This window comes from Deltaproteobacteria bacterium IMCC39524 (assembly GCA_029667085.1).
Lineage (GTDB): Bacteria > Desulfobacterota > Desulfuromonadia > Desulfuromonadales > BM103 > M0040.
Genome location: JARUHJ010000004.1, coordinates 213,565 through 230,536 on the forward strand (window position 1 = coordinate 213,565; position 16,972 = coordinate 230,536).

The 16,972-nt window shown below is 53.2% G+C and carries 6 protein-coding genes; 1 reads left to right on the forward strand and 5 read right to left on the reverse strand.

The genetic code is table 11. The features are described from left to right. Nucleotides 1–39 precede the first annotated feature (39 nt). The 3 genes from P9J64_11520 to P9J64_11530 all read right to left on the reverse strand — a co-directional run bounded on the left by P9J64_11520 (nucleotide 40) and on the right by P9J64_11530 (nucleotide 3,172). Nucleotides 40–690, reverse strand: a complete 651-nt coding sequence (locus P9J64_11520) for a transposase (GenBank protein ID MDG5468948.1) — start codon at nucleotides 688–690, stop codon at nucleotides 40–42. 171 nt (nucleotides 691–861) lie between these two features. Beyond that, on the reverse strand, nucleotides 862–2,328 hold the full coding sequence (locus P9J64_11525; protein MDG5468949.1) for a hypothetical protein: 1,467 nt from the start codon (nucleotides 2,326–2,328) through the stop codon (nucleotides 862–864). A 238-nt stretch (nucleotides 2,329–2,566) separates the two neighbouring features. Beyond that, nucleotides 2,567–3,172, reverse strand: a complete 606-nt coding sequence (locus P9J64_11530) for a hypothetical protein (GenBank protein MDG5468950.1) — start codon at nucleotides 3,170–3,172, stop codon at nucleotides 2,567–2,569. 190 nt (nucleotides 3,173–3,362) lie between these two features. Between P9J64_11530 and P9J64_11535 the strand changes: the two genes are divergently transcribed. Continuing rightward, nucleotides 3,363–4,703 (forward strand): hypothetical protein, encoded by a 1,341-nt coding sequence (locus P9J64_11535; protein ID MDG5468951.1) that lies wholly within the window; start codon nucleotides 3,363–3,365, stop codon nucleotides 4,701–4,703. Between the two features lie 225 nt (nucleotides 4,704–4,928). Here P9J64_11535 and P9J64_11540 read toward each other — a convergent pair whose 3' ends face one another. Together P9J64_11540 and P9J64_11545 are read right to left on the reverse strand one after the other, a co-directional pair. Continuing rightward, nucleotides 4,929–16,478 carry a CxxxxCH/CxxCH domain-containing protein gene (locus tag P9J64_11540; protein MDG5468952.1) on the reverse strand — a complete coding sequence of 3,850 codons (11,550 nt, stop codon included), beginning with the start codon at nucleotides 16,476–16,478 and terminating at the stop codon, nucleotides 4,929–4,931. Then, nucleotides 16,468–16,728 (reverse strand): hypothetical protein, encoded by a 261-nt coding sequence (locus P9J64_11545; protein ID MDG5468953.1) that lies wholly within the window; start codon nucleotides 16,726–16,728, stop codon nucleotides 16,468–16,470. The genes P9J64_11540 and P9J64_11545 overlap by 11 nt, the downstream gene beginning before the upstream one ends. Between the last annotated feature and the right edge of the window lie 244 nt (nucleotides 16,729–16,972).

The following is a 16,972-nucleotide window of genomic DNA, read 5'->3' on the forward strand; positions in this document are numbered from 1 at the left end:
TGCCGGGAAATAAGTATACTGTCACCAAATTGTAATCATTTACCTTTTCGGGCCGGGTTTTTGAGGACGCATCGGCCGGTTAAAGATACGCTCCAGTCCCAGGATAAATTCCTTTCGCCCAAGCGGTCGGCCTGTATTTGCATGGTGGATAAACCGGCTATCATGTTGAGAATCACCCGAGGCAAGGAAGCCCTTCCAATCGTCAACCCGCTCGAGCATGGGAGCTGTATTCACAAGGATATCATCCGCCTGATGCAAATGTGCTCGGGCGCTGCTCCAGGGATAATCTTCCGCAAAGGTGGTTAATCCAGCCCGCACCGGATTCAACTCGACATAGCGCACGGCCGCCATTAGGTATGACTCATCCATGACAAATGAGGCAAAACGCTCCTGCCAGAGATGGCCACTCCAGCCTTCCCTTGCGTTGACTATCAGGGCGTGATGTCGATGTGCCTGACCGATGGCGCGCGCCAGTCCTTCGGCAGTCTCGGGCACGGCAACCAGGTGTACATGGTTTGGCATCAGGCAATAGGCCCAGATCGAGACTCTCTGACGGCGACACCATTGTGCCATCAGGGCCAGGTAGTTCTGATAATCTTCTTCGCGGAAAAATGTTGCTTGACGACGACTGCCACGTTGCGTGACATGGTGTGGATAGCCGGGGACAACAACCCGAGCAATACGTGCCATGACTCCCTCCATTCAAAAATTTCATAACAATACAATGCCACCCAGTCTAACCAAAGCGAGCGACCTGTCAATACAACCAAATCAATTCGGTGACAGTATACTTATTAGCTTCGCATGCCTTGAATTAAGTATACTGTCACCGAATTCAGGCTTGTCACCGAATTCAGGCTGCTAGTGGCGCTCCCAAGGTGGTTGAAGACGCATTTTATGCTTGGCATCCAGGGCCTCAGAATGTCGGCCAAGCCTGGTGTAGATCTGAGAAAGGTTATAGTAACCAATTTTTTTGTAAGGATATAATGACACCGATTTGTGAAGATACTCAAGCGCCGGCTCCACCTCACCGTTCAAATACAAAGTGACCCCCATATTGTGATTGGCAACCGAGGATTGCGGGCTGACAGTCACGGCACGTTGCCAGAGTAGAGCATTGGTGCGCCAGTACTGTGATTGTTGAAAACTAATAGCCGCAAAAGCCAGGCACAGAAATACAATCACTGCCGCTGTTATTTTGTGATGGCTTTCAAAAAGCGGTCTTATTGCCTGCAAAAACAAATAAATCAGTCCGGGAAGAATCGCATACCAATACCGATCCGCAGCCAGCGCTGCCGCAGGCCAAAGGTTGGAGACTGGCAACCAGAAGGTCAGGCACCAGAGAAGCGCAAAGAAGACATTAGATTCATGCTGCCCGCTGGATCGATAAAGGGCTATCAACACCGAGGCACTCGTAAGAACAGCCAGGATGACTGGGAATTCGTGCCATGTCGCCGGGGCCTGAATAGAGTACTCAGGAGCCAGGTTAACAGGCCACACAATCTTTGCCAGCATGGTTCCCCAAGATTTCAGCAGCAGGTGAACATAATCGATAAAATCAGGTTTCGGGTATAAATCCATGCGGCTTATGGCCTTCCACGCATGCAGCTGCAGCGCCCCCACCCCGCCCATAGAGATCAATTTCCAGAGATATGCGCTGCAACCAGCGCAGAAAAGAATGATCAATGAATTCCCTGGCGAGGTTATTGCCAGGACACGTTTTCCCGAAGCGACAAAACGGTATTCATAAGCGAGCCAGAGCAAGGGGACCAGAAACGCATTTTGTTTTGCCGTACAGGCAACCAGGTAGAGCAAAAAGCACCCGAGAAAGAGAATCAACCGTTTGCTTTTTTCGCTGCGATGAGCCCACCCAAACACGAATAAAGAAAGGAGAGAAAAGGCCAGCGACAAGCTTTCTTTGCGATGGGAAATGTTGGCTACGACTTCAACCGTGAGTGGATGGACCAGGAAAAGGGCCGCACCCAAAAGTGCGGGGAGCGCCCGGGAAAAGAGCTTTCGCCCCAGAAGATAGATGAGAATGCCATTAAGCCCATGCCAAAAGAGATGCTGGAAATGGTAGCCGAACGGGCTTTGCCCGAAGAAGGCGTAATCAGCTAAAAAAGTAAATTCTCTTAAAGGCCTGCCCGGTTTGGTATTTTCAAAAAAGCCTGACAACGACTTTATGTCTGGATTGTTGACTAAAACCTTCAGGTCATCGAGAGTCCATTCGTTATAAAAAGTCTGATAGTAAAGACCATAGGTCAGAATCAGCAGAAAAAAACAATGGAGTATAGGGGATGAAAATCCCAGGGGTTTTTTCGGTTTCATAGAAGACTGCATTCAAGTGATCAACAGAGGTAGATTTCAATACATTTTAAGCCCAGTGTTTTTCCCACCCGTTCTTACATACAACACAATCGATTGAGAAATGTCATTGGACCTATTAATTCGACGGGGTCAGACAATTCGAGTCTCCCCGTTTGAGTGCATCCAGGTTCTCGGCGACAGGAGACCTACTAGCTTCGCATACTTTGAGATAAGTATACTGTCACCGATTTAACAGAGATCAATCGTTATATTGCATCACCCACTCGATATCACAATAATCAGGTTTCTCACTCCTGTCCCAAGTAATGGCATAAATTTTCACATGCCTGCCGATCGTCTCTCCGGGATACCTATCATTATTCGCTTCATGGTCGTAGATAAGGTCTTCCGTAGCGGAGTTTGAATAACGTCGGACAAATTCCTCGCAAACCTCAATTTTTAGATCCGGCACAAAAATAACATCATCATGAGCCCCGATGTTATCCAGGTTGTCATATCCGTTTACATAATTAAATTCGTACTGAACAGGATCAGCAAACGCGAAAGGGGGAACCTCCGGCCATGCCTTGAGATAGCCAGAATCCAGAAACTGGGATTTTATTGTCTTCAGATTCCCAGGCGGCAGGCGACCATCATGATCAAGCGCATACCGCTCAGCGGCCTCACTGATGGCGTTCATGCCATCGTAAATAATGTCCGCCGACTGAGAGACACGCGCCATAAATTCCTTCTCGGTGAGCACCCTGCTTTCATCCTGCTCGTGGCGTAGCACCGAGTTCTGAGATGTCATGCTTGTGCAACCATAAACCATTAGGATAACAAACAGAATTAATAGCTTACGCATCCTGACTCCGAATTCTTGAGAAATAACGGCAAACTTTTCATGCACACTTCCACCATGTATGAGTTTTTGATAATATAACATGCTCCGCTCGTTTAGACGATCACAACCTGTTGATAGATGAGCCTTTACCTCCACCTCAATAATTCTAAAAATCGCCTTGAGTTGTTATGATCCTCGGCCTGGAGTTTCCATGTTCCGTCACATCACACTGATTTGTGCCACGCTGTTGCTCTTCTCCGGTGTCCATCTTTGCCAAGACGCCCTGGCTGCCAGTTTGCCACACAAGGCAGCAGAGTCTGCGAACGAAACACCGCAGGGAAAGATCCTGTTGCATGATTCGATCGAACTGAAGCATTACGAGTTGCCCTTCCAGGCATTGCAGAAGTGGTACACCTTTCGGGATCTGCGCCCCGCGTTACTGCTCTACTCGAACGACCCCCTGATGCAACCGGCCCCCGCTGCCATTCAAAAAAGGCTTTTGGAGCGGCTCGCCGCGCAAGACCGGGAAGCTTTACGCTACGATAGCCCAGATCCTGCCATTATGCCGAAGATGGCTCTCCACTCAGCGCTCGAAGCCGGCCTGTTTTCAGCAGTTTACTGGATGATGCCGACAGGTGTGAACAAAGAAACTCTCTCGGTCGAAACCTTCCGTACTCAGATGGTCGAATTTGGCGCAATGTCTGACGAAGAAGCGAAAAGCTTGACTCTGCATGACGGAGTCTTCTCCGGAACAGTGCGGGGGCTGCCGTTCCATGCCCTGCACCCTCAGGCAGAGGTCAAGATTTCCGGACCGGCAGTTCTCCACTTCGACCTCAGTTTTCTGGCGCCACTTTACCAGGGAGAGATCAAAACCGGCATCTATTCGCTTGTTTACCAGACGCTGAAGCAGCTGCGCGACCAACAGGTTAAAGCCATCTTCGCCAGCGTCTCCTATTCACAGGTCTCTGGCGAAATCCCGCTGAGTTCGCGATTTGTTGGCGATGTCCTCGCCCAGCTATTTAAACAACCTGACATGCTGGACGAGAAGTTGCCCCAGGCATGGCAACAGCGTGCCAACGCGCTTTACCTGCCGGAAATGTTCCTCTCCGGAGAGACCCGCAAGCTCTTGTTGCAGTTGGCCCAGAACAACCCGGAAGACGCTTCGCTGCAATTCGCTCTGTACCAGGTCAGCCGGGAACTCAAAGCAACCGCCGGCGCCGCACTCGGCCACCTTGCCGAAGCCGTACAGCACGACCCGGTATACAGCCTCGAGTACCTGGCTTTAGCGTCTGAGGCCGGCGAGAAGGGGTTGCCTTACGAAGCCCAGAGAATGCTTCGTCTGGCGCTTGAAAGCCACCCGAACAATCCCTTTATCGCCCTTAAACTTGCTCAAGGTCTTATCGATGCCAAGCATGGTGAGAGTGCCATACCACTCCTTGAACAGCTTTTAGAGCTAAAGTGGGCGGCCCTTTTTTACCCCAACATCCGTGAACACCTGCAAGGGCTGCTTGACGAAGCCCGCAGCCAGGGCTCTGTAGAGACAAACAGTTAACGTGACACCAGTGGCTCGGGTCAGCCGTTTCTTTGCCTAAAAACTAAAGGCACTCCTTATTTCCAAACCACAATCAAAAACAGGTCTCTTGAGCAAAGGACTCAAAAAAGCCCCTTCTCCGTGCAAGGATACAAACCATAGACACCTTAATAACTACGAAAAACAATAAAAGAAGGCCGGGACAAGCCCGGCCTTCAATCTTCAACATCATTTCATGGTCTGCCATTACAGCATCTTGGGCCTCGGGGTGACCAGGTTCCAGCCGCCGCCCGTGCCACCCTGACCGCCATTCTGGGCGGGATCACCGAGGCGGTGACAGTTCTGTGCCGAAGTCAGGTTAGAGAACGACTTGTTATTGTTGTCGGCATTCGGAGAGAGAGTTTCTCCGCCACTGGTGCCGGAAATAACTTTGCCATCGTCCCAACTGTTCTGCTTGGTGTCGAGACAATTGGTAATCAGCAACTTCGGCAGACGCGAAGCATGAGGGTTATGGCACTTGGAACAGGTAAAGGAATGATACCCCTGATTGATGGTCCCGTTATCTTGAGTTGCTCCCCAGCTATACGAAGCGTAGGCGTAATTGGCATCAATCTTCGGTTCAATTAACCAGCCGTAGGTACCTTTGTAGACCGAACGGAAGCCGTCCACCTGGCGATTTGTTGCGCCATCTGCGATGTTCACGCTTTGATAACCCATCGAAGGGTTCTGCGGGTCGGCATAGTTGGCGGTCAGTTCAGGCGGAGGCGTACCGCTGATCGTGTGCCGTCCTCCGGCGTTGGTGAAGTTAAGGATATCGGACGCCTCCCCCGAGGTAGCAGGAGTACCGCCAAGGGCCGAGTTGGAGTGGCCGTTTTTACCGGCAGTCATCCACAGACCATCGCCACCATTATCCGAGGTGTAGTCCATGGTGTTGACAACTGTGCCATGACACAATGTACAGATACCGGCCGAGTTAGAGAGTGACAGGCCCTTGGTGGCGTCCGGGTTATTCTGGTCGATCTGGAAGCCGCCCGACTGATTGTAGCCAGAACCAGCGCGTGGCACGGCGCCGTAATTATTGTTCGTCTGCCCGGCGCTAAAATCGGTGCCGGACTGCGGCGCACCGTCTTCGGGATAAGGGTTACGGACCCAGCTGCCACGCAGGTAGGGAGGGCCGTTCATCTTATCGTTCTCAGCAAAGTTCATGTCGTGGACATCGTGACAGTTGTGACACTGCAGGTTGCCAACCGTATCCAGGTCTTCCGACCAGACATCAATACTCGTGTTGCCGTTATTGGTATCGTTAATGATTGAGTTATAGACCAAGCTGGTTCCACCCGTATTGGTCGAATGCGTGGACATGATGAGGCCGGTCTTGTAGGCGAACTTGTCACTGGTCCAGGTAGCACCAATCCAGTTGAGTTGGTTCAGGTAGCCGTAGTTATAGTTGGAATCGCCGGCCGTCAATGAAACAGTGTTCAGGTTATTGTTCGGCGTACCGCCCGGGCCATCATCGGCATACCACTCACTGACCTGGTCTGTTTGTGCATCGTGACAGCCCCAGCAGAGCTCAGCCTGTGTCTGGTAAACCGAGTGCCCGCCGCCTGTGCCTCCTGGTTGCTTGCGCAGGTGGATGCCCTCCGACGCGTAGTTGACACCGACCAGCGCGTTGTTGGGCAGGATCAGGGCAGTGCCATTAACATCATCGCGCGGATGACCGGCAAAGTGGCACCAGGTACAGTTGCCCGGGTTGCCCTCGTAGCTATTCTGCTCTAGAGGATCAACTACAAGGCTTCCGACTTCATCCGAGAGGTGACCGATATTGTAAATATTGTCAACGCCACCCATGGTGTGGCAGCCGATACAGGGGAAGTTGTCCTGGTTATCCCACAGAGGGGTTTCATCGTAAGGATGACACCTGTAGGCGTCCATATTACCGCAAGATCCCGCTACACCAGTAGTGCCTTCAGCGTAGTAGGCATCGGGACCTGCTGCGATGGTATCGAGCTCCACATCGACGATCATGTCGCCGTGCTTGCCGTCGAGCTCTTCCACCTGACTCAGATCGTAATGGCCTGGATGGCAGAGGTTACAGCTGTCGCCCTTGCTGAAGCGGAAGCTGTAGTTGAGGTGCTTCTCATGCTGGCCGATATGCTTACGTTCATCTACGTTCGCGGAGTTGTAATCCCAGCCACCGCGGTTGTCGGCGCCCGGTGAACCGATAATCTGATCCTGAACGGCATTATAGAGCACGGTGCTGTCATAATCACGACCGTAGAGATCGGTAGTCCGGTTCGGATTACCGTGACAGCGACCGCAGTCCAGGTTGGCAGACTTAAGCCAGATCGGCGTGTTATAGAGCGGGTACTGACTACCAGCACCATCGGGATCTTCGCCGGCCAGGCCGTGGCAACCGAACAAGCCCTGTGAGCCGAAGTTGAAGCAACCGCCGTCGTCGATTCCGACACCTACCGAGTTGTAACTGCCATCGCCGAAGCCGCCAAAACCATCAGTGTCCTGATACATGATGACACCACTCGCATTATAGTAGGTGATGATGGCGCCATTGATCGTTGGGGTCACAGGCCCGTCCTGCAGATAACCCATGGTCAGCTGGCCATCCTGGTGGTCGAGGCCGTAGTTAGCAGAAACCGCGCCATGACACTTTGTGCAATCGTTCAGGGTGTAGCCGTGCAGCTTGTGGTTACCTTCCGACTCGACAACACTCGGGCCGGTGGTATGACACATGCCGCAGCGAGGGCCGCCGTTGACCGGGCCGACAATGTTAGACTTCTCAGAGAGGTTACCCGCCTCGTCCATCGTCTTCATCGCGAACCAGTAAGGTGTATCGGGGAGTAAACCGGTGACCTCGAGCTCGTTGATATGGCCACCGAAATCGGGGGCAGGCGAACGTTTAAACACAGTTGCGCTATTGTAATCAGTGAGGGCAATATCGGAATCCAGATAACGGATATCAAAGGCACTGGCGCGACCGTTGTTGTAAGTATCATCGCCTGGAGTCGTCCACCTTAGCGTGACCGTACCCGACTTGGGCCGCGACCTGACACTCAGATCGGTAATCTTATCGGGAGCGACATAATCCCAAGGGTCAGCGGTTGTCTGAGGCAAGACAGGAATTTCTACAGGCGTGTGTTCATAGCCGTCACCGGCCCTGATCAGAACCCCCAGGGTACCGCCGGTGATGCCATCGGCCTGGGTGTTCCATTCAATGTTGTTGGTGGCAAAATCGAGTTCTTCGGCAATGACGTATTCGTAAGGAGCGCCACCCGTGTCTGTCCCATAGACATCGAAGTGAATCGGGTCTTCTGTCGCGTTGTCCAATCCGTCACTATCAAGGAGACCCGGCGTCCATGAAATCTGAACAATCGCCTCACCCGGGTTGAGTTGCGCAGCCCCCGTAACGGCGGCTGGGACGGTGTTGATAAACCGTGAGCCAATCGTTGCTGAGCCGCCGGTTGTCCCCGAGCCATATTCGACGTTAGCGGTATTGCCGCTCGACGTTTCTGTCGTTAGCCGAACTGCAATAGACTGGCCATTAGGCACAATAACGCCACCGGTATCAGCAATCTTGAATGTCGCCAGTTTTGGCGAACGCTTTGAAAAGGCTGATTGACCCATGGCCCCGCCGCTGACAAAGCTACTGCCAGTCCAGACCCCGGCTTGCGCGTAAATGGTCTGACTGGTGTTCCCCGGATCAATATAAGCCGAGAAGCTGTCGACATAATACCTGGTCTCCGCGCCGGCAGCCGGAGCGTAGAAGGTAATCCCGGCTGCACCTTCGCCGAATGCCGTTGGCCCTGTTGGCGAGCCAGCCGGTATGCCATCTATCGGCATGACCAAACTGCCTTCGCTAGTATAAATATCTATGGAGAGCGGGGTGTCGGGAACCTTGGTCGGTGTCCCTTTCACGATGATGGTATTGTCATCACAGTTCTTGGGTGTTTCCGCGTCACAGGCACGGACACCCACCTGGTAGGTATCCTGATTTACCAGGCCCTCAATCTCGTAGGCGGTTCCGGTAAAGCCGGTCACCTGGGGTCCGTGAGTAGGATTATCCATATCAAGGTCACCGTCAACATTTTCATCTCTCCACCAGATGTCGTAGGTGATCGGCTTCATAGCCAGAGTCGCCATGTTGTACATCGAGTGGTCTTCGGCGTTGGTCCACCAGAGGTTAAGGGCACCGCCCTCGTCACCACGCTTCACACTGTCAATGCCATAGAAGTCTGGAGCGACTTGGTCAGCTGCAGGTGAGAGTACGTCTGTCGCCGTATTGGACACCGGTGACCAGTTGCCTGCAGTATCCTGGGCTTTAATCTCAAACCGGTAGCTCTTGGCAGGGTCCAGGTTATCGACCATCAACTCAGTTGCCTCTCCGCGCAGATACGTGATCGGCAAGCCGCCAACAAAGTTGGTCGCCGAGTTATAATCAGCGCTCCAGTCGACAGAACCGCCGTCATCACTGTAGCGGACGTCGTACTTGTACGCTGTTGTGTTCGGATAGTTCGTGTCGCCGCCCGGAGAGGTCCAGGTCAGCTTGATCCGGCCGGGAATATCGCCTAGGTGCGAAGTCAGATCTGTAATCTGCTCAGGGCCATAGACATCGTCATACCATTGCGGCGTGTAGCTGTTACTGAAGTGACAGTTGACGTTTGTACAGGTGACTTCCTCATAAGGAGCGACCGCTGTCGAGCCACGGTTTGCGTAGTTGACGATAACATCAGTATCATCAACCCCGAACATGTCGGTAAAGGCCCAGTCGGCCGAAGGCATGTAGTCCGGATATCCAAGCGCTGAATCATCATGGGTCGGGCCGCTCCCGCCATGGTTCTCATGACAGTAATTACAGGTGTTGTCACGGTTGGTGGCGTTGTCGGCGCCCATGTGCGCAGCAATGGCGTGGACATGCTCAGTGTGCTTACCGTCACGGTTTGGCCAATCCGCTTCGTCGCGAGAAGCCAGGAGCGGCCAGGACTCATCTTGGCCGTGGCAGCTGGTGCAGCCCCCTTCGGGAGTTTCTGTACCAGCCACATAATTGATAGATGCCGGGAACGCCAGCGAATCGAGGAAAGTGTGGGTGCCAGTATTATATGCAACCTCGGCACTGCGATCATCGTGGCAGTTGGTACAATACCAACCCGTTGCGCCCGATGCGAGGGTAAATGTGGTCCCACTTCCGGAGAATGTGATCGTATTCGCCACTTCGTGAGAAATCGCCGAATCATAACCATGGCAGGCTTCGCACTGGTTCGGGTCATCAGGCGTGTGGGAGCCATCGCCCTTCAGTTCGTTCGCACCGGAGCCGGATCGGAAGTGGACCGTGCCCTCACGCCAACCTGTTGAATTGGCGATGCTCGAATAGGTTCCGTGACAGACATTACAAACCGCCTGGCTTGGATCCGGACTGGCGACGTAGTCGACATCGGCGTCTGTTGACCAGAGTCGGAACCAGTTGCCGCCATCACTGTGGCAGCTGCCGAGAGCCGTTCCGGTTCCGGAACAGGTCGAGCTGTTGGGAGCCTGCTCGCCATAGGTCATGGTGGCAGAATTCAGGAAGCGGGTTTCTCCGTTGCTGGTCAAATCATCTTCCCAGACAGTGTCAACATGGCTGGGTGGTGCCGCATCATAATCGAGGTGGCAGTCGACACAGTAGATGTCGGGCGGGTTCTCTCCATGTGAGGTGACATTACTTGCCGTGGTGGCATGCAGACCGGACACAGAATTGTAGTTCTTGCCTGTTATGCCGCGCCAGTTGTTTCCGCCGACAAAAGTGCCTGCGTGACAGTCGACGCAGTTCACCACCGTCGTGCTGGACCAGAGAGTGCCCCCCAGTGCTGATGCATGACAGTTGTTGGTACAGGTGTTGTCCCAACCGCTGTTGTTGAGCGGGTCCGTGATCGCGCCGCCAAAATCGACCTTGGTATCGATGTGTTTGATGTCATCCGCAGCCGTGTGACACTCACCACAACCGCCCGGCACGTAGGTGGTGCTGGTCATGTGGTCCGTGTGCGCAGCCGTTGCCGCCGGCGGATCAGCGTGGCAGATATCACAGTCGGTCAGGCCCACACCCCATCTGTAGTCGGGGCTGGTATCATAAGCAGGTGCTCCGCCGTTACCATCGTTATGGCAATAGTTGGTGCCGCAGCCCACATCGGTGGTGTAGACATAGGTGCTGCCGTCAATCTTGTCGCCACCTTCGACGGCAAAGGTGCCATCGATATGGTTGCTGGTCGGTGCAACGCCGTCCGAGGTTGTGGGTGCATTGCTATCCCAGGAAACCGTACCGGGACCGTGGCAATCACTACAGGCGATCGTCATGCCGAAGTTTGCGGTGGTTCCGAGAACCGCCGAGTTCATGTGGGCGACGTGGGTGCCGCCGTTGGAGTCCACTACTGAACCGTCGGTGACATCGACGTGGCACATGATGCAGTCGCCGTCGTTGCCGTCGTACCAACCGTAGACGTCGTTTATTGTATCCTTATTGAAATGGCAGTCGATCGAGGCACAGGTGTCCTGCAGGCTAACAATGGCGCTGCTGTTGTAATAGACGCCGTCACCGTCAAGCGTCTTACCCACCATAAAGTAGAAGTTGTTGTTGTTAACATCGGCCGGCAGGCCATCGTTATGACCAGAGTCGCCCACCAGGTTCGGGGTGACGTGACAGTAGGAACACAGCTCCTTCTGCTTCTCTTCGGAGGTCCCTGGGTGGAGAGTGTTGTCCGTAAGCAGGTTAGTGATCATCTCTGTATCGTTCGCGCCAACATCTGACGGGTAAACCACCCTGGCGAGTTCCAGAATATGAGTGTTGTGCGCGCCGGAGTTATTGTCTTCAGCGTTGTTCTGTTCATTGCCATCACCATACGGCCAGAAACTGTTTTGAGCCGGGCCGGTATGCTGACCACCGTGGCACTGATAGCAGGTCGATGCGAGGGTATCACCGAGCACCTGGTCTAATGGCCAACTGGTTGTGGTAAAAGAGAACTGGCCTGGGTTGATCCCGTCATATTGGGGGCTGTGACAAGGGAGACAACCGGAGAGGGTGCCTCCGTCACGACCGAAAGTAAAGCCGTTATAGTTGAGCGTGATCAGGCCGTCACCATGGTTGCTGGTCTCTGCAGTCAAACCGGTTTGGCCCGGATCATTGTCGTTCCAGTCTGCCGTAAGGGGAGTATAGGTGTAACCGGTTGCAGCCTGCAGGGCATGGCAGTCTTTACACCCCAAGGTCCCGTTACCGTGAGTATTTTTCGGTTGGGGATCAGTAGCCAGAACCTGGCCTCGGTGATTGACGCCGGCCCGGAAATCGTCCCATACGCCATGACAATTCTGACACTCGGCACCATCGCCAGCGTTGCTGTAGGCGGTGAGGCTCCACTTGTAGGCCCATGAAGTACCGTTCTTGTCGGCCAGGTGACAGCTGGTGTTACAGGTCAGGTTGGTTGCGTTATAGCCAATGGCCAGGTCGATGACCGCCTGCGTACCAAGCAGGTTGCCATCCATGTGACCGCTGGAGGGGTCCGTGGTGTGGCAAGTGACACAATCAGCAGGGACGGCCAAGGTGGAGCCGTTGTAGAAGCTGCCATCATGGGCGTTACCGGTTACCGTCAGGGGCGCGGTATTGTTGTGCAGGCCAGAGGTCGGGTTGAAGTTGGTGTCGAGGGTATCAGTGTGACACTGCAGGCAACCTGCATTGCCGTCATCAATGGGGGTATACCACTCCGCTGCGCCCGTAGCATGGCAGCCGGTGGTGGCGCTTGAACAGGTGTTGAGATCATCATAACCAAGAGCGGGGAGGACGTCGCGCACACCACCGCCTTCATCAAAACCGGCTTCGTTGGGTTCTGCCAGTGCTGCGCCGTTATAGTATGCAATCGAATCGATAACACCACTGTTAAAATTGATATGGGCCAGCGGACCTGGAATGGAATTACCAAGGATGCCGCTGTTGTATTCTGAGCTGGTCATGTCGTGGCAATCACCACAGACTTTACCCGCTTCAAAGTGCTCGCTATGGCTGAGACTGATCGATTCGGCGCGACCGTCACCAACGCTGCCATGATTGTCGTTGGCAGGGCCGGACGGACTGTTGGAATAATAGTGGCACTTGTCACAATCCAGGCCGTTTGCATCGCCGGCCCAGGTACCGTCGGACAGGTCCGTATTGTGACAGGCATTGGTACAGGTATCGTCCGTATTGTCCGTAAGTGTTGCAGCATTGTTGAAACCGATCGTGGTGTTGAGCACATCCTGACGATAAGCCCTGCTGACGTTGTGATTAAACTCGCCGACCGCGTAGGTGTAACTAAGAACGTCTGCACCATGGCAATAAGCACAGTCTGAACGATCATCAGTGCCATCATCGTTGGTCGTAGCGCTATGCAGCAGATGGGCGCCTATTGGCGGCGGGTATCCATGACAGCCGGTACATGACGTTCCCGCTCCGGGCTTGAAAACATCCGTCGGATCTGCAGAATTATGAGCAAGATGGCACTCAAAGCAGTCTGTCCCAAGTTGATCAGGGAGGCTAGCATGACTCGAATTACTACTTATATTATCTATGTTGTTATGGTCTATACCTGCGGCCACGCTATGACAGACAGCACAGATATCGTCAGCGTTGCTTTCCAGAATCGCGACATTATCAACGCCGTCGGGCCAATTATCATCCTCATCGTAGGAATTCTGGTTACCGCCCGTAAAGTCGGTTCTGTTGGTGAAAACAACGTTCCCGGCGGCGTATTTACCGGTAGATGTTTGGTCGTGAGGAATCTGGTCGCTCGGGGAACTCCAGATCATGGTGAGATTAAACTCTTCGCCGTGAACATTGTGACAGGCCACGCATTTTTTGCCTTTGTGGGTCGCCATGTTCTGATTATCTGCATTCTGTGCAACATGGGTCGGATGGTTTCGGCTGGGTGCGTCACCGTGGCAGTTGGCACAGTACTGGTCTTCCTGGCCAACGTAAGGTGCAGGGGCAAATCCGGCGGTGTTATAGAGCAGCAGCAGATCGAGCTCATCGGCAGAGGACGCATAAGAGGTTCTATCCCAGTGGTTGGGGCTGTCGTCAACGTGACAGGTCAGGCAGTCAGCTTCTGCTGCCCTGTAGCCGCTCGGATAGGCTCCATTATCTGCATCCTTGCGGTCGTGACCGCCAGTTCGGGCCCATGGCATCAGGGGCGGAGATTGGCCGTCAAAAGTTCCACCGCAGGCGCTGCCGGCATGGCAGGTTGCACAGTCGGTTGTATTTGGATCGCTCCACTTGGGCATGACTTCACCCGCTTCGCCATCATAACCATGACAATTCAAACAGATGTCCGCGGTATCGGAGACAAGGGTGCCATCGCCATGAACCCCGAGCAATGCCGAGTTGAGAGTAAGCAGGCCATCGATATGACCGGCATTGGTACCGGTATCGGCACCCGTATCATGACAATCGGAGCAGTCAAGCTGAGGGCCTAAAGGATCTGAAACGTGCCGGGTATGCGTACCAGAAGAAATCACAGTGCCATCAAGGAGAGGTCGGCCACCGTGGCAAGAGTCACATTCCATGGCGCCAGCCACGTCCCAGTCGGCGGACAGGCCATTACCGGCGGGAAGGGTCGTAGAAGTCGCATCGTGGCAGTAGACCGAGCAGGTGCCGTCGCCGTTGGAATCGTAAGTTTCACCAGCAAGGGCATTATATAGAATTGTCGCGTTGTAAACGACATCCTGCACACCGTTGACGTGCTGACCGCCTGCACGATGGTCGGTGGCGTTGGCAGTCAAGGTGGTCGCGTCGATGGCGGTGTTGGCGTGACAGATGTTGCAGTTGGTACCGATAACAACCGAATTAAAATGAGCGTCATGGACCTCCCAGGTGTTGTCGTTTATCGTCCCTGCAGGGTTCATGGAGGCGGTATCATTACCATGGCAAGTCTGGCAACGGTCAGTGGGAGTCTTGCCAAGAATCGCGCTGTTTCCACCATTCCAGTTCGGGGTCGTGACCAGACCGGCGTCGGTGTTACGCGTTGAATCGCCGGTACGAGGGGCTCCGGCGGAGTGACAATAGATGTCGGTGCAGCTGCCATTAACACCTGGGTTGTATGTACTCGTCGCGATGACGCCATTGTAGGTGGCAATCTTATCGAAGATTACATCATTAAAGGTGCCGGCATTGTTCTTCTTGTGATTGCTTAAAATATCATCGCCGGAATTGGGGCCGTGGCAGGGATCACAGGGACTATCACCGCCGCCTAAAGCCCCGTCGAAAAAATACCAACCGTCTGAACCAGGCAGCGGTGTCACGGCATCGGATTTCAGATCGCGACCGGCGTGGGCCTTATGAGGAGTCGAAGCTTCAGGCTTATAGTCACCGTCGTTGAGGTAATCGTAACCGAGCGCATTGTAGTAGGCATAGCCACCGTCTCTGGCATCATATTCTGCGGCACGATCACCACGGATATTTTTATAGGGCGGGAAACCGTGGCATTCGCCGCAGGCCGTTTGTGATTCTGGCGCCGTAAAGCTCATGTTGACATCGGCATGGTCATGACAATCAGTACATTCAGAAGTCGCGATATCACGGTGTTGGGCTGAAACAGCGACTATGCTACCACCTTGAACATCACCGTGGCAGGCTTCGCAGAAACCGTTAGCGTCTCCGTCAGTCCTGTCTGACCAAGTAATACCGGTGTTATATGTGACTGTAAAAGGAGGAAAATTGACCAGCTTCACCGTGTTGAAGACCCGGTTGGCACGAGTCGGCACGGCATCGAGACTCCAACCACCGTTCAGGACATAGAGGCTCGGCGTGTTATCATTATAAGAATGGCCGCCATGGCAATCGAGACAGCCTACTCTATTGGTAGAGGCCGTTTTGCCGTGCAGCTTGTAGGTGTGGCAAGACTGACAGAGGTTGGAGCGCAGTTGCGCAGTCTCGTTGCGGTCTACACCTAGGCTGGTTGGGCCATCACTGCGCAGCAGTATGCCATCACCACCTGAGGCCCCGGGTCCATCAGATGTCGATGAGTTGGAATCGGTAAAGTGCGGACCGTGGCAGCTCGAACAGCTGACACCGCCCTCGATCAAAATTGCACTGTTGGTGTAGGGAGCAGCCGAATTGTAGTTTTGAACTTGCGCCATATTGTAGGCGGGATTTCCTGTGACGTAGGTGCTAATTTCTGCAGAATTGACTATCGGGTGCGACATCAAACCATGATTATCCCGATCGCCTATAGAAACAAAAGTGCTATGGCAGGCCACACACAATTCGTCCTCAGCCATTGGGTTTATGTTGTCAGAAGACAAACGCAGCAATTTGGGATTGGTCTCAAAATCACCATGAGGATCATGACAACGGGTGCAGGTCACCTTGCCAGTAGAGACGTTGTACTTGCTGTACATATTCGGGTAGAGAGTACGATTTGGCTCCTTTGACCCGGCAGAGGAATTGTACGTAGTCGCAACCGCCCAGTGATGGGAAGTCTGAGCGCCAGGAAGAACACCACTGTTATACACATCACTTGCGTCACCGGCATCAAAGTGTGACGTTGTAGTGGGAGGGACATTAACCGCAGCTGTCGGATTGTATCGACTTCCTGCATTAAAGGGTGAGTCTTTTGGAGCATTAGCGTCATGGCACCTGAAGCAGACGTTCTGGCCCGCCAATTCATTGAGCGTCCCGCCACTCAGATGGCATTCAGAACAATCAAAATAGTGTGCATTTTCGTGAGCCATCGACAAAGACGGGATGGACACAACTATCACCAACACAAGTGCTACGATCAATTTAACCTTCATGAGCTACTCCTAGAACACTATTTTCACATTGAATAAGTTTGTCCATCAAACCGCTACGAGAATCAAAGATAGCGCAATGATCCGCTCCACCGAGCCAGGCCAAACCGGCAACCAGCACAGCGCTCAAGCCACTCGCGGCCAGGAACTCAAGCACTGGTGAGCAGATCACAAGAACTGACTTGAGCCATATCACACCGAGAGGCAGCAACATCGCCGTGAAAAGGCTGAAAAGAACGTAAAGTTGTTTCAATGCAGCACCCCCTGAGCATACGAAGCAGCTCAAATAAAGCCTATTATTACAGTAACTTAATCTTCTCATTAATAAAATCCGTTAACTTTAAAATGTTAATTAATCATATTTCATTGCAACCTTAATACCAATTTATTTTAATTGAACAATGCTCATTAAATCCCAAGACCAACGACTCCCCTTGATATGCCCCCAAAAAAAGACTGAAATCACGCGTTAAACGTTAGAACAACTGTTTAGGGAG